Below are 20,942 nucleotides of genomic sequence, written 5' to 3' on the forward strand. Positions count from 1 at the left end.
GGCCGGCATGTCTGTTTGAGGGGGGCGTTCGTCCGCTCGCGATCGGGGCCGGATCGAGACATTGCGGGAGCGCGCCGGGGCCCGAACCGGTCGCGGGAAGCGACCGTCTCACGCCCCTGTGAACCCTATGGTTCACGTAGTTTAACCGTCTCGTAAACGACCACCACCATAGTCCCGGCAACGGTCATCGGCGAACGCGCCACGGCCCTCGCGCACCTGATCGGGCATTGTCGTGGTCCTCAACTCTCAGCTCACTGTCTGGATCGGGGCGATGGTCATCGCGCTGGCCGGCATCGTGGCGAGCCTGCCGGAGCCGAGCTTCGCCGGCTCACGGAGCGTTGCGGCCTTCTTCCCGCCCTGGTGGTCGCAGGCCCGCGTGATCCGTACAGCCGCCTCCGCCGGCAGCCTGCTCGACGTCGGCGGATGGTCGTCCGTCGCCGTGTTCGCCTTTTCCGACCCCGATCTTGCGCGCCGCCTGCGAAATGCCGGCGCGATCCTTCTCGTCGACGCCGCCACGATCGGCTGCGCGCCACCGCCCAACAGGAGTTTTTGATGGATGCCCTCGTCGATCTCGACCGTCATCGTAGCCGTCTCGTCCGTCTCCTGGCGCTGGTGCAGCTGGCCGTTGCGCCGCTGCTGCTGCTGATTTCGCTGGCCTCGGGCAGCGGTGTGGCCTTCATTCCGGCGCTGACGTCGGCGGGTCTCGGCATCGTCTGCCTCGTCCTGTCGGCCCGGCCGGAATTTGCGGCAGCGGCCCGCATGGCGGTCGCGGTGGCGCTGGTCGCCAACATCTCCATCGTCGTAGCGACCATGTCGGGCAGCTATCTGCAGGTCGACATGCACATGGCCTATTTCGCCGGCCTGGCGGTGATCGGCGCCCTGTTCGACTGGCGGGTGATCGCCGGTGCGACCGTGGCCACCGCGCTGCATCACATCCTTCTGAACTTCCTTCTTCCAGCGGCGATCTATCCCGGCGGCACCGATCTCGGCCGGGTCAGCCTGCATGCGGTGATCCTCCTGGTCGAGGCCGGCATCCTCACCTGGCTGGCGATCAAGGTGAGCGGCATGTTCGCCGCGGTCTCCGCCGCAAGCATCGCGGCCCGCGAGGAGCAGGAACGGGCCGAGCGGCTGAACCGGCAGGCGGCCGAACTGCGCGACGCCGACGCCCAGAAGGAAGCCCGGCGCGCCGCACTCGACAATGCCAAGGCCGAGGACCTGCGCGCCTTTGTCGGCGTCGTCGAAGTGGGCTTCGAGCGCCTGTCGGCCGGTGACCTCACCGTGCGCATGCAGGACAGGGTGGCCGAGGAATTCGAGCCGATCCGCGCCAAGTTCAATGCCAGCGTCGCCTCGCTGGAAGAGGCCATCGGCCACGTCGTGACCTCCATCGCCTCGATCCGCACCGGTCTCGGCGAGATCAACACCGCCTCCAACGATCTCGCCCACCGCACCGAGCAGCAGGCGGCCAGCCTCGAGGAAACCGTTGCGGCTTTGGGTGAAGTGACCCAGGCCGTCAACGAGACCGCCGAGGGCGCCGGCAGGGCCCAGCAGGTCGCGTCCGGTGCCCGCGAGAAGGCCCAGAAGGGCGGCGAGGTCGTCGGCAAGGCGGTCGCGGCCATGGGCCAGATCGAGCAGTCCTCGGAGAAGATCAACTCGATCATCTCGGTCATCGACGAGATCGCCTTCCAGACCAACCTCCTGGCGCTGAATGCCGGCGTTGAGGCGGCACGGGCCGGCGAAGCGGGCAAGGGCTTTGCGGTCGTCGCCCAGGAAGTGCGCGGCCTCGCCCAGCGCTCGGCGGAAGCCGCCAAGGAGATCAAGACCCTGATCGCGACCTCCCGCGAACAGGTCGGCACCGGCGTCGAGCTGGTCACGGCCTCCGGCAAGTCGCTGGAAGAGATCGTCACCGAAGTCAGCGCCATGGCGGAGGTCATCTCGACCATTGCCTCCTCGGCCCGCGAACAGGCGACGAGCCTGCGGGAAGTCTCGGGCGCCGCCGACCAGATGGACAAGGTCACCCAGCAGAACGCCGCGATGGTGGAAGAGGCCACCGCGGCCAGCCAGACGCTGGCCAACGAGACCGACGAGCTGGCCCATGCCATGGCGAAGTTCAGCACCGGTGCAGGCAATGCCGGCGCCCGGTGGGACGACCGCATGCATCATGCAGGTCGTCCGGCTTCGCCCCGCCGCGCAGCCTGACCCGAGGGGACGCCATTCGGAGCCGCGCCACAGCGGATCCGAAAATAATGAACGCGCAGACGGAGCCCGGGGCAGGAGACTGCTTCGGGCTCTGGCGTTCAGGCGTCGGAAACGGTTCCCGAAGCCGGATCGATCGTTTGTGTTGCACTGCACGCGTTGCCTCTCTTAACTGCCGCGACAACGGTGGAGAGATCACATGCAGATGCAGGGCAATGTCGCGGTCGTCACAGGCGCCGGATCGGGGATCGGCAGGCAGATCGCATTGAGTTTCGCCCGCGAGGGCGCGCGTCTGGCGATCTGCGACATCGACACGGTGGCTGCCGGTCGCGTCGTCGGCGAACTGGAAGAGGCCGGCGCCGAGGCGATGGCGGTGGAGATGGACGTGACCAGCGAGGAGGCGGTGAACAGCGGAGTCGATGCGGTGGCGCGCCGCTTCGGCCGGATCGACACCATGGTCTCCAATGCCGGCATCCAGATCGTGCATCCGATCGAGGACTTTCCCTATGCCGATTTTCGCAGGGTGCTGGCCATCCATCTCGACGGCTCGTTCCTGCTGACAAAGGCCTGCGTGAAGCACATGTATCCGCAGAAATCCGGCTCGCTGATCTATATGGGCTCGGTGCACAGCCATGAGGCCTCGGCGCTGAAATCGGCCTATGTCGCCGCCAAGCACGGCATTCTCGGCCTGTCCCGGGTAATGGCCAAGGAGGGCGCGAAGCACGGCGTGCGCGCCAACACGATCTGCCCCGGCTTCGTGAAGACGCCGCTGGTCGAGAAGCAGATCCCCGAACAGGCGGCCAGGCTGAGCATTTCCGAGAAGGAGGTGGTCGACCGGGTCATGCTGGGCGGCACCGTCGACCAGGAATTCACCACCCTGGAGGACGTCGCCGAGATCGCGGTGTTCCTCGCCGGTTTCCGCTCCAATGCGCTGACCGGCCAGTCGATTGTCCCCAGCCACGGCTGGTACATGGCCTGACGCGATGCCGGTCCTATCTCCCGTCGCGGATCATCCGCCATGGAAGGGACAGCATCATGGAAATCATCAGTATCCAGCCGATCGTCGCACTGATCGCGGGGGTTCTCATCCTCGTCATCCCGCGGCTTCTGAACATCATCGTGGCGCTCTATCTGATCTTCATCGGTCTGACGGGGCTGTTCCCGGATGTGCTGGCCCGGCTGGCCGGCTGACATGCAGGCGCAACGCAAACGCGTCCTGATCCTCGGCGGCGGTGCCGGCGGGCTGGAACTGGCGGCGGAACTCGCCGCCGACAAGAGCTGTGCCGTGACGCTGGTCGACGCGGTCAGCACCCATCTGTGGAAGCCGCGGCTGCATGAATTCGCCGCCGGCACGGTGAATTCGACGCTTGCCGAGATCAGCTTCTACATGCTCGCCAAGATGCGCGGCTTCCGCTTCGAGCAGGGCCGGGTGGAGGCGATCGACCGGGCGGCGAAGACGGTGCGGCTCGGCGACATGCACGACCAGGACGGCCGGCTCCTGACCCCGGCGCGCCACCTCTCCTACGATGTCTGCGTCGTCGCGCTGGGCGGCGTCACCACCGATTTCGGCACCGAGGGTGTCGCCGAACACGCCATCCGGCTCGACACCAAGACCGATGCCGACGAATTCCGCGAATTGTTCATCGCAGCGATGATCGCCGCGCGGGCGGGCGCCGATCCGGCGCGGATCGTCATCATCGGCTCCGGCGCGACCGGCACCGAGCTGGCCGCCCATCTGCGCCTGTCCGAACAGGCCTTCTTCGAACCCGAGGACGAGCACGCGCGCCGCAAGCTGCTCGACCTGACGATCTTGGAGGCGGCGCCCGAACTGATGCCGGGGGCGAATGGCGAACTGCGGACCGGGGTCGCCGACCGGCTGAAGGCGCTCGACGTCTCGGTCGAGACCGGCGCCAGGGTCGCGGCGGTCATGGCTAGCGAGGTCCGCTCCGCCGACGGCAAGAGCTGGCCCGCCGACATCGCCGTCTGGGCGGCCGGGCTGGTCGGCCATCCCTGCCTGAAGGGGCTCGCCGACTTCGAGATGGACCGCAAGGGCCGCATCGTCGTCGACGACCGGCTGCGCACCACCGTCGATCCGGCGATCTACGTCTTGGGTGACGCGGCCAGCCATACGCCGGCCGGTGCCGCGATGCCGCTGCCGCCGACGGCGCAATGCGCCAGCCAGCAGGCCGATTATCTCGCCTCGGCGATTCCGAAGGCACTGGCCGGCGAAACGCCGGGCCCCTTCGTCTTCCGCGACAAGGGAAAGCTGGTGTCGCTGGGCCGGGCCGGTTCGGTGGGCCTGATCGGCTTTGCCCGCAAGGACGATTTCTACGTCGCCGGCCAGTTCGCTACCGCCGCCTATCACGCCCTGCAGCGCCAGCATCAATGGGCGGTGCTGGGGCCGCTCAGGGGCACGGTGGCGATCGTCGCCGACGTGATCAGCCCGGCGCGCGGGCCCGCATTGAAGCTGCACGGCTGAACCCGCCGCCCGTCGCTCTCCCTTGGCGGCGAGCGGTGCGCCGACCCCTTGCGGATCGACGTGAAATGCCGATGTTAGTCCGTCGCACGCCCCCGGCGTCGGATCATTTCCACAAGCCATGCCCCGTGAGAAGGAACCAACAATGACCCATCCCGTCATTGCGGACGGCAATGTCGCCGTCGTCACCGGTGGCGCGTCCGGCATCGGCCTTGCCGCCGCCAAGCGCTTTGCCGCCGCCGGCATGACCGTCTGCCTGGTCGACCGGCTCGAGGAGCGGCTCGCCGCCGCCAAGGAGGCCGTGGCCGCCGAAAGCCCGTCGGGCACGGTTCTGACGTCGAACACCGATGTCGGCGACCGCGCCGCGGTCGAGGCGCTGGCCAAGAACCTCTTCGGCCGCTTCGGCACGATCCATCTTCTGTTCGACAATGCCGGCATCCAGCCGGGCAGCAGCATCTTCGGGCCGCAGGCCAACTGGGACGCGGTGCTGCGGGTCAATCTGCACGGCGCCATTCAAGTCGCCCAGATCTTCGGCGAGCGCATGGTCGCCGGCGGCGAGCCTGGCCTGATCGTCGTCAGCGGCTCCAAGCAGGGCATCACCACGCCCCCGGGAGACCCGGCCTACAACGTCTCCAAGGCCGGGCTGAAGGCCTTCACCGAGGCGCTGCAGCACGATCTGCGCAACCGCGAGGGCTGCCGGGTCGAGGCGCGGCTGATGATCCCGGGCTTCGTCTTCACCCCGCTGACGCGGGGCGAGCGGGTCGAGAAGCCCGACGGCGCCTGGACGCCGGAACAGACCGCCGACTTCATGCTGGAGAAGCTTGGCGCCGAGGATTTCTACATCCTCTGCCCGGATGGCGAGGTGACCCGCGAGATGGACGAGAAGCGCATCGCCTGGGCGGCGGGCGACATCGTCGAGAACCGGCCGCCGCTGTCGCGCTGGCACAGCGACTGGGCCGAGAAGTTCAAGGCCTGGGCCGCGGGCCGCTAAGGCGCCGGGTTCATTCGCGGTTGCGGGCGAGGGCGAGCAGGCGATCGACGGCGATCAACTGCTCCAGCTCGTCCGCGATCGCATCCAGCGCCGCTTCGACCCCGGCCCGGTAGCCGGTTTCGGCGGCCTCGAGGCCGAAGCGGGCGAGGAAGCTGCGGCGCCAGCCATCGGCGCCGAACAGCCCGTGCAGATAGGTGCCGAAGACCCGGCCGTCGAGCGATGTCGCTCCGTCCGGCGATCCGTCGATGAGGCAGACCGGCCGGGCGCAGTCGGGACCGGCGGTGCGGCCGAGATGGATCTCGTAGCCGTCGAGCGGCGCCCCGTCGGGGGCGGTGACCCGCGCCTCGCGTACGGTCTTTTCCGGCTCCATGACCGTTTCGACATCCAGCAGCCCCAGCCCCTCGGCCTCGCGCACCGGTCCCTCGATGCCATGCGGATCGCGCACCGTGCGGCCAAGCATCTGGTAGCCGCCGCACAGGCCCACGACATGGCCGCCGCGCGCGTGATGGGCGGCAATATCCTGATCCCAGCCATTCGCCCGGAAGGCGGCCAGATCGCCGATGGTGGATTTCGAGCCGGGGATCAGCACCAGCGCGGCATGCTCCGGCAGCCGGTCGCCGGGCCGCACGAAGACGACTTCGACATCCGGCTCGGCTTTCAGCGGGTCCAGATCGTCGAAATTGGCGATCCGGCCGAGCAGCGGCACGGCGACGGTGAGCTTCCGTCCGGCGCCTGGCGCCGACAACCGTTCCAGCGCCACCGAATCCTCGGCCGGGAGCTTCGTCGCGGCCGCCAGATGCGGCACCACGCCGAGGCTTGGCCAGCCGGTGAAATCGGTGATGGCGGCGAGCCCGTCGTCGAACAACGAAACGTCGCCGCGAAACTTGTTGATCAGATAGCCGGCGATCTGCCGCCGGTCGGCCTCGGGCAGGATGGCGTGGGTGCCGGCCAGCGAGGCGATGACGCCGCCGCGGTCGATGTCGCCGACGAGGATCACCGGCACGTCGGCGGCGGTGGCAAATCCCATATTCGCGATGTCGTTGGCGCGCAGATTGATCTCGGCCGGCGACCCGGCCCCTTCCACGATGACGAGATCGGCATCGGCGGAAAGCCGTGCGAAGCTGTCGAGCACCGTGTCGAGAAAGCCGGCCTTCAGCCGCTGGTAGTCGCGGCCCTTCGCCTCGCCGGCGACCCGGCCCCGCAGGACGATCTGGCTGCCGGTCTCCGATTGTGGCTTCAGGAGCACCGGGTTCATGTCGACCGTCGGCGGCGTGCCGCAGGCGAGGGCCTGCAGCCATTGCCCGCGGCCGATCTCGCCGAAGCCGCCGCTCTCCGGAATCAGCGCCACGGCGGCATTGTTCGACATGTTCTGCGGCTTGAACGGCCGCACCTTCAGGCCGCGCCGGGCAAACAGCCGGCAGAGGCCGGCGACCAGCACGGTCTTGCCAACATCGGATCCGGTGCCCTGGAGCATGATGGCGGGGGTCCGGGGCATGCGGCAGATCCTTGGCAGGGCGGGCAGGCGGCAGGAACGAAAGCTGTGTCTCTGCCCCGCAATAGCATTGCTGCGACCGCCGACCCAAGCACCGTTGCCGGGCCCTTCGCCCGGGCTCGCGAACACTTCGTTTGACGGCGGGGCGGCTTGCGGTCTAGGCCATGGCTTGAACTGACGGTGCCCGCGTGACGGGCTGAAATCATTCCGGTGCGGCCGACCCAAGCAGGGGGCCAAGACGGAGCTGTCGGACCGAACCGCAGACCGGCTCCGGCCGCCGCGGCTCCTCCGGCTTCGAGATGAGAGGAACGGGGGCGATGAAGGCTTTGATGCTGTGCGGCCATGGCAGCCGCGACCAGGGCGCCATGATCGAGTTCGGCGGCCTCGCCGAGAAGCTGCGCACAAGGCTGCCCGACTGGTCGGTCGAGCATGGCTATCTGGAATTTGCCAAGCCGGTCATCCGCGACGGCCTCGACAAGCTGAAGGCATCGGGCGCCGAGACGGTGCTGGCGCTGCCGGGCATGCTGTTTGCCGCCGGCCACGCCAAGAACGACATTCCCTCCGTCCTCAACACCTATGCCGCGGCCAATGGCCTGCGCATCGAATATGGCCGCGAGCTCGGCGTCGACCTGAAGATGATCCGCGCCGCCGGCGAGCGCATCAAGGAATGCCTGCGCGCCGATGGCTGGCAGGACGGCGAGCCGCTGCACGACACCATGCTGGTGGTGGTCGGCCGCGGCGCCTCGGACCCCGACGCCAATTCCAACGTCGCCAAGGTCATGCGGATGCTGTGGGAGGGCCTCGGCTTCGGCTGGGGCGAGACGGTCTATTCGGGCGTCACCTTCCCGCTGGTTGAGCCGGGCCTCGAACATGCGAGCCGCCTCGGCTACAGCCGCATCGTCGTCTTCCCGTATTTCCTGTTCACCGGTGTCCTGGTGCGGCGGATCTACGACCAGACCGACATCGTCGCCGCCGCCCATCCCGAGATCAGCTTCCTCAAGGCGCCCTATCTCGGCGCCCATGATCTGGTGGTGGAGACCTTCGTCGACCGCCTCGGCGAGATCCTCGAGGGCACCAACAACATGAACTGCCAGATGTGCAAGTACCGCGAGCAGGTGCTGGGCTTCGAGGCGGAAGTGGGCCTGGCGCAGGAGAGCCATCACCATCACGTCGAGGGCGTCGGCTCGTCGGCCGACTGCACGCTCTGCGACACGGTCTGCACCGGCGCCTGCCGCACCGCCGCCGCCGCGGCTTCGGGGGCGGGGCATGCCCACGGCCACGATCATGGCCACGACCACGCGCATGACCATAAAACAGCCGCCGATCACGGGCACGGCCATGGGCATGACCATTCCCACGCCGATTCCCACGGCCACCATCACCACGCGGCGCACGATCATGCTCACGGGCACGGTCACGGCCATTCGCATGGTCATGGCGGTGCCGACCACCATCACCACCCCTATCCCCATGCCGACCACCCGCTCGGCCCGCGCTCCATGCGCAAGGGCTGACGGAGTGCCGCACTCCAGCTTCACGAGGATCGGATGACGCCGCTGTTCGACCGCTACGCGATCGTCGACTGGTCCGCATCGAACACGCCGACCACCGGCAAGGATTCCATCTGGATCGCCTTTGCCGAGCGCGAGGGTGCCGAGACGCGTCTCCTGGAAACGGCCAACCCGTCGACCCGCTCGGCGGCGATGGCGATGCTGCGGCAGTTCTTCCGGGACTCCTTGGCCGAGAACAAGCGCGTCTTCGCCGGCTTCGACTTCCCCTTCGGCTATCCCGCCGGCGCGGCCGCGGCGATCGCCGGCACGCCGGACTGGCGCGCTCTGTGGCATTTCCTCGCTGAGGCGATGCAGGACCGCGACGACAATTTCTCCAACCGCTTCGAGGTCACCGGCCGGCTGAACCGCGAGGCGCTGGCCTTCGCGCCGATGTACTGGGGCCGTCCCATGCACCAGGAGGTGCCGGGCCTGCCGGTCGCGCGACCCGAGCCCTATCCGACGGCGCTGCCCGAAAAGCGCCTCGCCGAACAGCGGACCGTCAAGGCGCAGCCGGTCTGGAAGCTGGCCTTCGCCGGCAGCGTCGGCAGCCAGGCGATCACCGGCATTGCCCGGCTCGAGCATCTGCGCCGCGATCCCGAATTTGCCGAGCACGTGTCGGTCTGGCCCTTCGAGACGCGCTTTGCCGACGATCTCGGCGCGCCGATCGTGCTCGCCGAGATCTATCCGAGCCTCGCCGCGATCGAGAAGGGCGAGAAGTCCTGTCTCGACGAGGCGCAGGTGGAAGGGCTGGCGGACATCTTCGCCCGCTTCGACGCCGAGGGCCGCTTCGGCGAGCTCCTGGCGGCGCCGACCGACCTCTCCGAGGCCGAGCGCGGCAGCGTCCTGACCGAGGAAGGCTGGATCGCCGGGCTTGGCCACCGGCTGGCCGAGACGGCGGCCGAGGAGCCGGACGCCTATGTTGCGCCGGGCTCGCGGCTGAACTATCTGCGCGATCCCGCCGCGATCTATGCCGAGAGCTTCCGGCAGATCCGCGCCGAGACCGACCTGTCGAACCTGCCGGAAAACGCTCACGACCTGGCCATCCGGCTGATCCATGCCTGCGGCATGCCCGATATCGTTTCCGACCTCGTCCTGTCGGAGGACGCGATCGAGGCCGGACGCGCGGCGCTCGACCGGGGCGCGCCGATCCTCTGCGACGCCGAGATGGTGTCCCACGGCATCATCTCGTCGCGGCTGCGCCAGCAGAACAAGATCGTTTGCCGGCTCAACGATCCGCGCACGCGCCGCATCGCCGAGCGCGAGAGCACGACCCGGTCGGCGGCGCAGGTCGATCTGTGGAACGACGTCATGGACGGCGCCATCGTCGCCATCGGCAACGCGCCGACGGCGCTGTTCCGCCTGCTGGAGCGCATCGACGAGGGCGCGGCACGGCCGGCGCTGATCGTCGGCCTGCCAGTCGGCTTCGTCGGCGCGGCCGAATCCAAGGCCGAGCTGGTGCGCGATCCGCGCGGCATTCCCTTCGTGACACTGACCGGCCGGCGCGGCGGCAGCGCCATGGCGGCCGCGGCGGTCAACGCGCTGGCACAGGGGCTCGAATAGGCCATGACCGACGCGGCCCAGCCCTGGCTGACGGTGGTGGGGATCGGCGATGGCGGGCTCGACTCGCTGTCCTCGGAAGCGCTGGACGCGCTGCGCGCCGCCCGGACGATCTTCGGCGGCGAGCGCCATCTGGCGATGCTGGACGATTTCAGCGCCCAGCAGATCGCCTGGGAAAAGCCCTTCGGCGATTCCATGATCGCGCTGCAGGCCTGTGCCGGCTCGCCGACCGTGGTGCTGGCAACCGGCGATCCGATGTGGTTCGGCGTCGGCGCGACGCTGACGCGCCATGTCGACCCGGCCGAAATGCGGGTGCTGCCGTCGCCCTCGGCCTTCCAGCTGACCGCCGCTGCCCTCTGCTGGCCGCTGGCCGACTGCCAGTGCCTGACGGTGCACGGACGCCCGCTTGAGACCGTCTCGCGGCATCTGGCGCCGGACGCCCGGCTGCTGATCTATTCGGCGGACGGGAGCTCGCCGCAGGCTCTTGCGCGGCTCCTCACCGGGCGCGGCTACGGGCCCAGCCGGATCGTCGTCTGCGAGCATCTGGGCGGCACCCGCGAGCGCATTCGCGCGACGGTCGCGGCCGATTTCGACCTGACGGGCATCGCCGACCTCAACACCGTCGCGGTGGAATGCGTCGCCGGCCGGGCCGCCGAACCGCGGCCGCTGGTGCCGGGGCTTGCCGACGACGCTTTCGTCAATGACGGCAAGATGACCAAGCGGGTCCTGCGCGGCCTCGCCATCTCGGCATTGCAGCCGCTGCCGGGCCATCTCCTGTGGGATGTCGGCGCCGGCTCGGGCTCGATTTCGGTGGAATGGCTGCGCACGGCGCCCGGCATGGCGGCAATCGCCATCGAACCGGTCGAGGACCGTCTCGCCATGATCCGCGAGAATGCCGACGCGCTGGGCGTGCCCGAACTCCGCATCGTCGAGGGAACCGCTCCGGACGCCTACGCCGATCTGCCGGCCCCGGACGCGATCTTCATCGGTGGCGGTCTGACCGACGGCGTGTTCGACGCTGCCTGGGAGGCGCTGAAGCTCGGTGGGCGGATGGTCGCCCACGCTGTCACTCTCGAATCCGAAGCGATCCTTCTCGACCTGCATGCGCGGCTTGGCGGCGAGCTGATGCGCATCCAGGTCGACCGGGCCGAGAAGGTCGGCCCCTATCGCGGCTTCCGACCGGCCATGCCGGTCATCCACTGGCATGTGACCAAGAGCGACCGCCCGTGAGCGCGCCCGGTACCCTCTACGGGCTCGGCGTCGGGCCGGGCGATCCCGAACTCCTGACGCTGAAGGCGCTGCGCATCCTGAAGGCCGCGCCGGTGATCGCCTATCCCGCGCCCGATCACGGCACGAGCTTTGCCCGCGCCATCGTCGAAGGCTATCTGACCGGCGCGCAGGAAGAGATCGCCATCGTCGTGCCAATGCGCACCGAGCGCTTTCCCGCCGCCGCCATCTACGACGAGGCCGCGGCACGGATCGGCGACCGGCTGGCCGGTGGCCAGGACGTGGCGGTGTTCTGCGAGGGCGATCCGTTCTTCTACGGCTCCTTCATGTATCTCTTCGAGCGCCTGTCGGGCCGCTTTCCGGTCGAGATCGTACCCGGTGTTTCCTCGGTGATGGCCGCCACCGCCGCGTCGCGCCGCCCGCTGGCCGCCCGCAACGACATACTGACGGTGATCCCCGGGCCCCTCGACGACGACGCCCTGCGCCAGCGGATCGAGGCGTCCGACGCCTTCGCCATCATGAAGCTCGGGCGGCATTTCGGCCGCGTGAAGGCGCTGCTCGGCGCGATGAAGCTGACCGACGGCTGCGCCTATTGCGAGCGCGTGACCCTGCCCGAGGAGCGCATCATGCCGCTGGCCGACGTGACGGGCGACACCCCCTATTTCTCGATGATCCTCGGCTATCGCGGTGCCGAGCCCGGCATTCGGGACGCGGTCATCCAGCGCCGGGAGACCGCGCAATGACGAACCCGGCCATCATCATCCTGTCCGATGCCGCCCGGCCGCTCGCGGATCGCTTGGCGACGCATCTTGGCGGTGAGATTCACGCCGCTGCCGGTCGCTGCCTTGACGCGCCCGTTCGCTTCGAGGCCGCCGGTCCGCATCTGCAGGCGCTGTTCCGGGAGGGGCGGCCGATCGTTGCCGTGATGGCGGCGGGCGCGCTGATCCGCATCCTCGCGCCGCTGCTGTCGGACAAATCCGCCGAGCCGCCCGTCGTCGCCGTCGCCGAGGACGGCTCGGCCGCCGTGCCGCTGCTCGGTGGTCATCACGGCGCCAATGATCTCGCCCGGGCGATCGCGGCCGAACTCGGCGGCGTCGCCGCCGTCACCACCGCCGGCGACCTGCGCTTCGGCGTTGCGCTCGATGCGCCGCCGGCCGGCTGGCGGCTTGACAACCCGCAGGATGCCAAGCCCGCCATGGCGGCGCTCGTGGCCGGTGCCCATGCCAGGCTGGACGGCGAAGCCGCGCCTGCTGCCGGTTGGCTGACCGCCTCGCGGATTCCCTTTGCCGCGGACGGCGCGGTGCGCCTGCGCGCCAGCATGGAAGCAGGGGGACCGAACGCCGGCGAACTGCTCTATCGGCCGCAGAGCCTCGTTCTCGGCATCGGCAGCGAGCGCCATGCGCCCGCCGAGGAGGCCATCGCGCTGGCCGAGGCGACCCTTGCCGAAGCCGGCGTCAGCCCGCTGGCGTTGGCCGCCATCGCCTCCATCGACCTGAAGGCTGACGAACCGGCGGTTCATGCGGTGGCCGCGCATTTCGGCGTGCCCGCGCGGTTCTTCACGGCCGCCGCACTAGAGGCCGAGGCGCCGCGCCTCGCCACGCCCTCCGACATCGTCTTCGCCGAGACCGGCTGCCACGGCGTCGCCGAAGGGGCGGCGCTGGCATCCGTCGGCGCCAACGGGCGCCTGCGGCTCGCCAAGCGCAAGAGCCGCCGGGTCACCGCCGCACTCGCTGAGGCGCCACGGCCGCTGGACGCAGGCCGCATCGGCCGGGCGCGGGGCAGGCTCTCGGTGGTCGGCATCGGCCCGGGCGGCGCCGAATGGCGCTCGCCGGAGGTCAGCGACATGGTCGCCGCGGCCAGCGATCTCGTCGGCTATTCGCTCTATCTCGACCTGCTCGGTCCGCTGGCCGGCGGCAAGACGCGTCACGATTTCGACCTTGGCGAGGAGGAGGCGCGGGTGCGTCACGCCATGGAACTGGCCGGCGAGGGCCGCGACGTGGCGCTGGTCTGCTCGGGCGATGCCGGCATCTACGCCATGGCGACGCTGGTCTTCGAGCTCCTCGACAAGGACGGCGTGTCCGCTGACGCCAAACGCATCGCCATCGAATGCTCGCCGGGCATCTCGGCGCTGCAGGGCGCAGCGGCGCGTGCCGGGGCGCCGCTCGGCCACGATTTCTGCACTATCTCCCTCTCCGACCTGCTGACGCCCTGGGACGACATCCAGCGCCGGGTGCGCGCCGCGGGGGAGGGCGACTTCGTCATCGCCTTCTACAATCCCGTCTCGCGCAAGCGCCGCACCCAGCTCGCCTTCGCCCGCGACGAACTCTTGAAGCATCGCCCCGCCGACACCCCCGTGATCCTCGCCACCAATCTCGGCCGCACGGGCGAACGCCTGAGTGTCGTGCCGCTGAGCGCCCTCGACGTCGATGATGTCGACATGCTGACCGTGGTGATCGTCGGCTCGTCCGACACGCGCACCGTCACCACCGGCGACGGGCGGGAGTGGGTCTACACGCCCCGCGGCTATGCCGGGAAGGCCGGTACCGGCATGGCGGAAAGCCCTCGAAAGGACAACGCGGCATGACCGTCCATTTCATCGGAGCCGGACCCGGCGCGCCCGACCTGATCACCGTGCGCGGCCTGCGCCTGATCGAATCCTGCCCGGTCTGCCTCTATGCCGGCTCGCTGGTGCCCGAGGCGGTGGTCAAGGCCGCACCCGAGGGGGCGAAGGTGCTCGACACGGCGCCGATGACGCTGGACGAGATCGTCGACGAGATGGCGGCGGCGCATGAACGCGGCGAGGACGTGGCCCGGGTGCATTCCGGCGACCCGTCGCTCTACGGCGCCATTGCCGAACAGATCCGCCGCCTGAAGGCGCTCGATATTCCCTTCGACATCACCCCCGGCGTGCCGGCCTTCGCCGCCGCCGCGGCAGCGCTGCAGACGGAGCTCACGGTTCCGGAAATCTGCCAGACGGTGATCCTGACGCGCACGGCGATGAAATCGTCGAAGATGCCGGAAGGCGAGGAGCTGTCGACGCTGGGCCAGAGCGGCGCGACGCTGGCGATCCACCTGTCGGTGCGCAATATCCCCCATATCCAGCGCGAGCTCCTGCCGCTGCCGGCCTATGGCGAGGATTGCCCGGCGGTGATCGCCTATCGCGTCGGCTGGCCCGACGAGGCGTTCATCCACGGCACGCTGGGCGACATTCACCGCAAGGCGCGCGAGGCCAAGCTGACCCGCACCGCGCTGATCTTCGTGGGCCGGGCACTGGGCGCCGAGGACTTCATCGATTCCAAGCTCTACGACGCCGGCCATGTCCATGTGCTGCGGCCGAGGCGCAAGCAGGCCGCGGTCTAGGCGGCGATGCCGAGGAGCGCGAGAACCGCGCCGAGCGAGCCGGCCAGCGGCGGCGGTGGGGCCGGGGGCCGCGCGATCATCACCACCGGCAGACCCAACCGGCGGGCCGCCTCGATCTTGGCGTATGACGTCGCGCCACCGGAATTGCGGCAGACGAGATGGGTGACGCCGAGCCGGCGCAGCAGCGCGGCTTCGGTCTCTGCGTCGGAGGATGGCCGGCCGAGGACGATCTCGGCGGCAAACGCCAGTGGCGGATCCGGCGGATCGATCATCCGCACGACGGGCGTCAGGTCCGGGCGATGGGCGAAGGGCGCGAGATGCTGTCGCCCCAGCGCAAGGAACGGCCTTGCGCCCATGGGCAGGGCGTCCCGCGCAGAGCCAAGGCAATCGACGTCGATCCAGGTGTCGTCCGCCTGCTTGTCCCAGGCTGGGCGGACGAACGCGATCCGCTGGACGCCGGCAAGCGCGGCGGCCCTGGCGGCGTTGCGCGAGATGCCGGCGGCGAAGGGATGGGTGGCATCCACCAGCCAGCTCACGCCAGACTCACGCAGGAAGGCTGCAAGCCCGTCTGCGCCGCCGAAGCCGCCGATGCGGATCTCGCAGCCCGCAGGAAGGATCGGCCGGGCCGTGCGGCCGGCGAGCGACAGCAGGATCCGCAGCGCGGGCTCGCTCGCGCAGAGCCGGCTTACCAGCGCGTTCGCCTCTGCGGTGCCGCCGAGGATCAGGATCGTCTCAGCCGGTGCGGGCAACCACGCCTCCGGCCCGGTCGACGACGATGATGTGCGGCGTGACGGGGGCGCCGCGCAGGATCGCGGCGGCGTTGCCCTGCGCTCGCACGGCGATCGCGTCCGCAAGATCGATGTTCTCGGCTGCGCACAGGTCCAGCACGGCCTTGGCGGTGTTGGCGCCGAGGATCGTCTCGCGCAGCGCGGCACCGCGCCCGGGCGCGATCGTCTCGGCCAGGCCGGCGAGGAAAGCGAAGTCCACCTGGCTGCGGCCCGAATGCAAATCCATCGCGCCCTGGGCCAGCTTGGTCAGCTTGGCGAAGCCGCCGGCGATGGTGACGCGGGGCACCGGATGGGCGCGCAGATATTTGAGCAGACCGCCGGCGAAATCGCCCATGTCGAGATAGGCAATCTCGGGCAGCTCCGGATACAGCGCCCGCGCGGCATCCTCGCTGGCCGAGCCGGTGGCGCCCACGACATGGTCGAGCCCGGCCGCCCGCGCCACGTCGATGCCGCGGTGGATGGAGTGAATCCAGGCCGAGCAGGAGAAGGGGTGGACGATCCCGGTCGTGCCGAGGATCGACAGGCCGCCGAGAATACCGAGGCGCGGGTTCCAGGTTTTCGCCGCCAGCGCCTCGCCATCGGTGACCGACAGGGTGATCTCGACATCCGCCGATCGGCCGTGTTCGCCGCAGAGCGCTGCAACGACGTCGCGCATCATCTGCCGCGGCACCGGATTGATCGCCGCTTCGCCGACCGCGATGGGCAGGCCCTCGCGGGTCACCGTGCCGACGCCGGGCCCGGCGCGAAAGACGATGCCGGAGCCGGGGGCGCCGAAGCGGAGCGTCGCGACGATCTCGGCGAGATGGGTGACGTCGGGATCGTCGCCGGCATCCTTGATGATCGCCGCCACGGCGCGATCGTCGGTCAGTTCGGTACGGTTCAGCGCGAAGGCCGGCGTCTCGCCCTTGGGCAGGGTGATCGTCACCGGATCGGGGAAGTCGCCGGTCAGAAGCGCCGTGAGGGCCGCCTTGGTGGCTGCGGTGGCGCAGGCGCCAGTGGTCCAGCCGCGGCGCAGGCTTTCGCCCTTGTCGCGGGACCCGTCCGTCCTGTCGTCGCCGAGATTGAAGCCCATCGGCGCCTTATAGGCGGGGCGGGGGCCGGCGGAAAGCGTCCGGTTGCCGATGCGGGGCCGGGGGCCGGGCGATGAGCGGACTGATGATCGCCGCGCCCCATTCGGGCGCCGGCAAGACCAGCGTGACCCTCGGGCTCCTGCGAGCACTGCGGCGCCGCGCCATCTCGGTCGGATCGGCCAAGGCCGGGCCGGACTATATCGACCCCGCCTTCCATGCCGCCGCCAGCGGCGCGCCCTGCGTCAATCTCGACCCCTGGGCGATGCGGCCGGCGCTGCTCGCCGGACTGGCAGCAGAGGCCCGCGCGACGGGCGGTCTTGTCGTCGAGGCGATGATGGGCCTCTTCGATGGCGCGGCCGACGGCAGTGGTTCGGCCGCCGATCTCGCCGCAGGGCTCGACCTGAAGATCGTGCTGGTCGTCGATTGCGCCCGCCAGTCCCATTCGGTGGCGGCGCTGGTGCGGGGCTTCGCCAGCCATCGCGGGGATATCCGGATCGCGGGCCTGATCCTCAACCGTGTCGGCTCGCCGCGTCATGCCGCGCTGCTGACCGAGGCGCTGGCACCGCTTCGCATTCCGGTGCTGGGCGTGCTGCCGCGACAGGACGATCTTGCCCTGCCCGAGCGCCATCTGGGGCTGGTGCAGGCGGGCGAGCACGCCGATCTCGACGCGTTTCTCGACCGGGCCTCCGACTGGATCGAAGCCGGTTGCGACGTGCCGGCCCTTGCCGCTCTGGCCGGCGGCGACGATCCGGAGCGCAGCCTTGTTGCGGCGACACCGCTCGCCCCGCTCGGCCGCCATATGGCGATCGCCCGCGACGCGGCCTTCGCCTTTGCCTATCCGCATCTCTTGGATAGCTGGCGCCGGGCCGGGGCCGCGCTGTCCTTCTTCTCGCCGCTGGCCGACGAGGCGCCCGACGACCGGGCCGACGCGATCTATCTGCCGGGCGGTTATCCGGAGCTCCATGCCGGACAGATCGCCGGGGCCGGCCGCTTCAAGGCGGCCCTGCTGGCGGCGGCGGCGGCAAGGGGCGTTGCGATCTATGGCGAGTGCGGCGGCTACATGGTGCTGGGCGAGGCGCTGACCGATGCGGAGGGCGACACCCATCCGATGCTCGGCCTCCTGCCGCTGCGCACGAGCTTTCGCGAGCGCCGGCTGCATCTCGGCTATCGGCGCCTGACGCCGTGCGGCCCGGGTCCCTGGGCCGGACCGCTGCGGGCGCATGAGTTTCACTACACGGCCATCGTCTCGGAAGGGCCGGGCGACCCGCTGTTCACCGCCGAGGATGCGCGCGGCGAGGCACTGGGCGATTACGGCCTGCGGCGGGGAAGCGTCTTCGGCTCCTTCCTTCATCTCATCGACGGGGAGGCGTGATGGCGTCGCCTGATCCGAAGGCGCTCCAGCATGGCGGGGCACTGGATGCAGCGATCGCACGCCATGGCGGCGCGCGGGCCGACTGGCTCGACCTGTCGACCGGCATCAATCCGACGCCGCCCCGCCTGCCGGAACTCGATCCGGAGCTCTGGCAGCGGCTCCCCGAGGCCGGGCTCGAGCGCGCCGCGTTGGCGGCGGCGCGACGCTGCTACGGCGCGCCCGACATGGCCGGCGTCGTCGCCGCCCCAGGGACGCAGGCGCTGATTGCGGCGCTTCCGCATCTCTTCGCGCCGACGGATGTCGCGATCCTCGCGCCGACCTATTCCGAGCACGCCCTGACCTTCGCCGCCGCTGGCCACCGGGTCACCCGCTTCGCGGGGCTGGAGGCGGTGTCGGTCGAGGCGCGGATCGTGGTGGTCGTGAACCCGAACAATCCCGATGGCCGTGTCTTCGAGCCGGCGGAGCTACTTGTCCTCGCCGATCGGCTGGCGGCGCGGGACGGCCTTCTGATCGTCGACGAAGCCTTTGCCGATGTCGATGGGGCCCGCTCGCTCGCGCCCTGCACGGGTCGCGACGGGCTGCTTGTCTATCGCTCCTTTGGCAAGTTCTTCGGTCTGGCGGGGCTGCGCCTCGGTTTCGCCCTGACGACGCCGACCCTGGAAGCGCAGCTCGGGGAGAGGCTCGGCACCTGGGCCGTCTCCGGACCGGCGCTTGCCATCGGCGCGGCGCTGCTGGGCGATGACGCACTGGTGGCAGAGACGCGGGCCGGCATCCTGCGGCAGCAAGGGCTCCTGAGGGCCACGCTCGGCGCCGTCGGCCTGCCCCTGGTGGGCGGCACCGGCCTGTTCGCCACCGTCGCGCATCCGCGCGCCCACGATCTCTTTGCTGCACTCTGTCGGCGCCGCATTCTCACCCGTCCGTTCCAGACGCCCGGCGACTGGCTACGCTTCGGCAATCCGGCGGATGGAGCAGAGGCCGCGCGTCTCGAAACGGCGTTGCGCGCGGCGCTCGCCGAAATCGACGGCGCGCCATGAGCCTGCATTTCGCCCTGCTTCTTGCCGGGACGGGGCTGGACCGGCTGGTGGGCGACCCGGATTGGCTCTGGCGCCGTCTGCCGCATCCGGTGGTGCTGTTCGGCAAGGCCGTCGATGCGCTGGATGCGAGGCTCAACCGCGAGGGCTATTCCCAGGCCCGCCGGCGACGGAACGGCTTTGTCGCCGCTGCGATCCTCGTCGTCGGAGCGGCCGCGATCGGCTTCGCTCTGTCACGCGTCTTCGCCATGGCGGGTCCGCTCGGCTGGGTGCTGGAAATCCTCGTTCTGGCGGTGTTTCTCGCCCAGAAGAGCCTTGTCGACCATGTGCGCGCCGTCGCCGACGCGCTGGAGGGGGAGGGGCTCGCCGGAGGTCGGCGGGCGGTGGCGATGATCGTCGGCCGCGATCCCGATGCGCTCGACGAGGCCGGCGTCTGCCGGGCGGCCATCGAAAGTCTTGCCGAAAACGCCTCGGACGGGGTGGTGGCGCCGTTCCTCTGGTATCTGGTCTTCGGCCTGCCGGGGCTGCTGGCCTACAAGGCGGTCAACACTGCCGATTCGATGATCGGCCACATGAATGCCCGCTACCGCGCCTTCGGTTTCGCCTCGGCGAAGCTCGACGACGCCATGAACTGGCCGGCGGCGCGGCTCACGGCGCTGCTCTTCGCCCTTGTCGCCGCATTTCATGCCCGCAGCCTGTCTCTCGTCGGATCGGTCATGGCGATTGCCCGGCGCGACGCGCCGCGGCATCGCTCGCCCAATGCCGGCTGGCCCGAGGCGGCGGTCGCGGCTTCCCTCGATCTGTCGCTGGGCGGCCCGCGAAGCTACGGCGAACTCGTGGTCGATGCGCCGATGCTCAATCCGGCGGGACGGCGCGCCGCAAATGTGACGGACATCGCGGCGGCGATCGGCCTGTTCGGCGGGATGGCCAATCTTCTCCTGTCGATCGCAGCGATCCTCGCGCTCGCAGCCTGGACCCTTGGCCTGTGAGCCTGTCAGCCGATGGAGATCGCAAGGCCCGTCAGCGCCGAAAGCTCGACGAGCTGCTGCGCGGCGCCGAGGCAATCGCCGGTCTGGCCGCCGAGCCGGCGTGTGATGAAACGACGGAAGCCGAAAAGGGTCAACGCCCCGAAGACGTAGCCGGCCAGTGTCGTCCCGATGCCACAGGCGATGAGACCGCCGCCCAGATAGAGGATCGTGCCAATCACGAGCGACAGCCGGCCGGTGCGGGTGTCGGGGCGGCCGACGCGGTCGGCGAGGCCGCCGGGATCGGCCGAGACGAGCGACGACCACAGCCAGGCCATGGCGCCGCGACTGACCGCCGCGACGGCGACGAGCGCCAGCGCCGCGCTGGGGGCTCCGTAGGTGCCGGCGAGTTCGGCGAAGAGGGCGATGCGCAGGACAACCGACAGGACGAGAGCCAGCGCGCCATAGCTGCCGACCCGGCTGTCCTTCATGATCGCCAGTGCGCGTTCGCGCTCGTGATGGCCGCCGAGCCCGTCGGCCACGTCGCCCAGCCCGTCCTCGTGCAGGGCGCCGGTGGTGAACACCAGCGCGGCGACGGCGAGCGTTGCGGCGACCAGCGGCGACAGGCCGAGCGCGGCGGCAAGCATCAGAACCACAGCCGCCGGCAGCGCGGCGATGACGCCCGCCACGGGAAAGGCGTGGGTGTCGTCGCCGAGGGGATGATGGCCGGTGAAGGCCCATGGGACCGGCGGCATGCGGGTGAGGAAAGCGAGGCTGCGCAGCGTCGCGGCGACATATCGCTCCATGGCGGCCCTTGCTCCCCGCGCGCGGCTGCGCCATTGCGGCGGCAACGCTTTCCATTCCCGAGCG

18 protein-coding genes and 1 pseudogene are annotated in these 20,942 nt (G+C 70.0%); 15 read left to right on the forward strand and 4 right to left on the reverse strand.

The window, feature by feature from the left end:
- Positions 1-232: 232 nt before the first annotated feature.
- The 6 genes and pseudogenes from H536_RS24270 to H536_RS0104955 all read left to right on the forward strand — a co-directional run bounded on the left by H536_RS24270 (position 233) and on the right by H536_RS0104955 (position 5,660).
- On the forward strand, positions 233-553 hold the full coding sequence (locus H536_RS24270; protein WP_155898396.1) for a hypothetical protein: 321 nt from the start codon (positions 233-235) through the stop codon (positions 551-553).
- 512 nt (positions 554-1,065) lie between these two features.
- Positions 1,066-2,196, forward strand: a pseudogene (locus H536_RS23610) (methyl-accepting chemotaxis protein); the annotation flags it as partial.
- A 196-nt stretch (positions 2,197-2,392) separates the two neighbouring features.
- The gene (locus H536_RS0104940; protein WP_024349411.1) at positions 2,393-3,172 is read left to right on the forward strand and encodes a 3-hydroxybutyrate dehydrogenase; all 780 of its coding nucleotides are present in this window, start codon (positions 2,393-2,395) and stop codon (positions 3,170-3,172) included.
- A gap of 56 nt (positions 3,173-3,228) precedes the next feature.
- Positions 3,229-3,384: a DUF3096 domain-containing protein gene (locus tag H536_RS23615; RefSeq protein WP_081651826.1), complete on the forward strand. Its 156-nt coding sequence runs from the start codon at positions 3,229-3,231 to the stop codon at positions 3,382-3,384.
- Between the two features lies 1 nt (position 3,385).
- Entirely contained in the window at positions 3,386-4,672 is a 1,287-nt protein-coding gene (locus H536_RS0104950) for an NAD(P)/FAD-dependent oxidoreductase (protein ID WP_024349412.1), read from the forward strand.
- A gap of 142 nt (positions 4,673-4,814) precedes the next feature.
- On the forward strand, positions 4,815-5,660 hold the full coding sequence (locus tag H536_RS0104955) for an SDR family NAD(P)-dependent oxidoreductase (protein ID WP_024349413.1): 846 nt from the start codon (positions 4,815-4,817) through the stop codon (positions 5,658-5,660).
- 10 nt (positions 5,661-5,670) lie between these two features.
- Here the strand turns inward: H536_RS0104955 and H536_RS0104960 are convergent, their stop codons facing one another.
- Complete coding sequence (locus tag H536_RS0104960) at positions 5,671-7,155, reverse strand: cobyric acid synthase (protein ID WP_024349414.1); 1,485 nt, start codon at positions 7,153-7,155, stop codon at positions 5,671-5,673.
- A 314-nt stretch (positions 7,156-7,469) separates the two neighbouring features.
- Here H536_RS0104960 and H536_RS0104965 point away from each other — a divergent pair, with 314 nt between their 5' ends.
- Genes H536_RS0104965 through cobM form a run of 6 tightly spaced genes read left to right on the forward strand, consistent with a single transcriptional unit; the run spans position 7,470 to position 14,846 of the window.
- A complete protein-coding gene (locus tag H536_RS0104965; protein WP_244495358.1) occupies positions 7,470-8,666 on the forward strand; it encodes a sirohydrochlorin chelatase in 1,197 nt (398 codons plus the stop codon).
- A 33-nt stretch (positions 8,667-8,699) separates the two neighbouring features.
- Positions 8,700-10,262, forward strand: a complete 1,563-nt coding sequence (locus tag H536_RS25430) for a precorrin-8X methylmutase (RefSeq protein WP_306302713.1) — start codon at positions 8,700-8,702, stop codon at positions 10,260-10,262.
- Between the two features lie 3 nt (positions 10,263-10,265).
- Positions 10,266-11,489 (forward strand): bifunctional cobalt-precorrin-7 (C(5))-methyltransferase/cobalt-precorrin-6B (C(15))-methyltransferase, encoded by a 1,224-nt coding sequence (locus H536_RS0104975; RefSeq protein ID WP_024349417.1) that lies wholly within the window; start codon positions 10,266-10,268, stop codon positions 11,487-11,489.
- Positions 11,486-12,229 carry a precorrin-2 C(20)-methyltransferase gene (gene cobI / locus H536_RS0104980; protein WP_024349418.1) on the forward strand — a complete coding sequence of 248 codons (744 nt, stop codon included), beginning with the start codon at positions 11,486-11,488 and terminating at the stop codon, positions 12,227-12,229. Before H536_RS0104975 ends, cobI begins: the two co-directional genes overlap by 4 nt.
- Positions 12,226-14,070 carry a precorrin-3B C(17)-methyltransferase gene (gene cobJ / locus H536_RS0104985; protein WP_024349419.1) on the forward strand — a complete coding sequence of 615 codons (1,845 nt, stop codon included), beginning with the start codon at positions 12,226-12,228 and terminating at the stop codon, positions 14,068-14,070. The genes cobI and cobJ overlap by 4 nt, the downstream gene beginning before the upstream one ends.
- On the forward strand, positions 14,067-14,846 hold the full coding sequence (gene cobM, locus H536_RS0104990; RefSeq protein WP_024349420.1) for a precorrin-4 C(11)-methyltransferase: 780 nt from the start codon (positions 14,067-14,069) through the stop codon (positions 14,844-14,846). Before cobJ ends, cobM begins: the two co-directional genes overlap by 4 nt.
- Here the strand turns inward: cobM and H536_RS0104995 are convergent.
- Together H536_RS0104995 and H536_RS0105000 are read right to left on the reverse strand one after the other, a co-directional pair.
- Entirely contained in the window at positions 14,843-15,595 is a 753-nt protein-coding gene (locus tag H536_RS0104995) for a cobalt-precorrin-6A reductase (RefSeq protein ID WP_024349421.1), read from the reverse strand. The two genes, cobM and H536_RS0104995, sit on opposite strands and share 4 nt — an antisense overlap.
- The gene (locus H536_RS0105000) at positions 15,579-16,706 is read right to left on the reverse strand and encodes a cobalt-precorrin-5B (C(1))-methyltransferase (protein WP_024349422.1); all 1,128 of its coding nucleotides are present in this window, start codon (positions 16,704-16,706) and stop codon (positions 15,579-15,581) included. Before H536_RS0105000 ends, H536_RS0104995 begins: the two co-directional genes overlap by 17 nt.
- A gap of 71 nt (positions 16,707-16,777) precedes the next feature.
- Between H536_RS0105000 and H536_RS0105005 the strand changes: the two genes are divergently transcribed.
- The 3 genes from H536_RS0105005 to cbiB are packed head-to-tail and all read left to right on the forward strand — an operon-like array spanning position 16,778 to position 20,096.
- Entirely contained in the window at positions 16,778-18,076 is a 1,299-nt protein-coding gene (locus tag H536_RS0105005) for a cobyrinic acid a,c-diamide synthase CobB (RefSeq protein ID WP_024349423.1), read from the forward strand.
- Positions 18,076-19,110, forward strand: coding sequence for a threonine-phosphate decarboxylase CobD (gene cobD / locus H536_RS0105010; RefSeq protein WP_029702771.1), 1,035 nt, complete (start codon positions 18,076-18,078; stop codon positions 19,108-19,110). Before H536_RS0105005 ends, cobD begins: the two co-directional genes overlap by 1 nt.
- Positions 19,107-20,096 carry an adenosylcobinamide-phosphate synthase CbiB gene (cbiB, locus tag H536_RS0105015; RefSeq protein ID WP_024349425.1) on the forward strand — a complete coding sequence of 330 codons (990 nt, stop codon included), beginning with the start codon at positions 19,107-19,109 and terminating at the stop codon, positions 20,094-20,096. The genes cobD and cbiB overlap by 4 nt, the downstream gene beginning before the upstream one ends.
- Before the next feature lie 5 nt (positions 20,097-20,101).
- Here cbiB and H536_RS0105020 read toward each other — a convergent pair whose 3' ends face one another.
- The gene (locus H536_RS0105020) at positions 20,102-20,878 is read right to left on the reverse strand and encodes an adenosylcobinamide-GDP ribazoletransferase (RefSeq protein WP_024349426.1); all 777 of its coding nucleotides are present in this window, start codon (positions 20,876-20,878) and stop codon (positions 20,102-20,104) included.
- Positions 20,879-20,942 lie beyond the last annotated feature (64 nt).

This window comes from Aurantimonas coralicida DSM 14790 (assembly GCF_000421645.1).
Lineage (GTDB): Bacteria > Pseudomonadota > Alphaproteobacteria > Rhizobiales > Rhizobiaceae > Aurantimonas > Aurantimonas coralicida.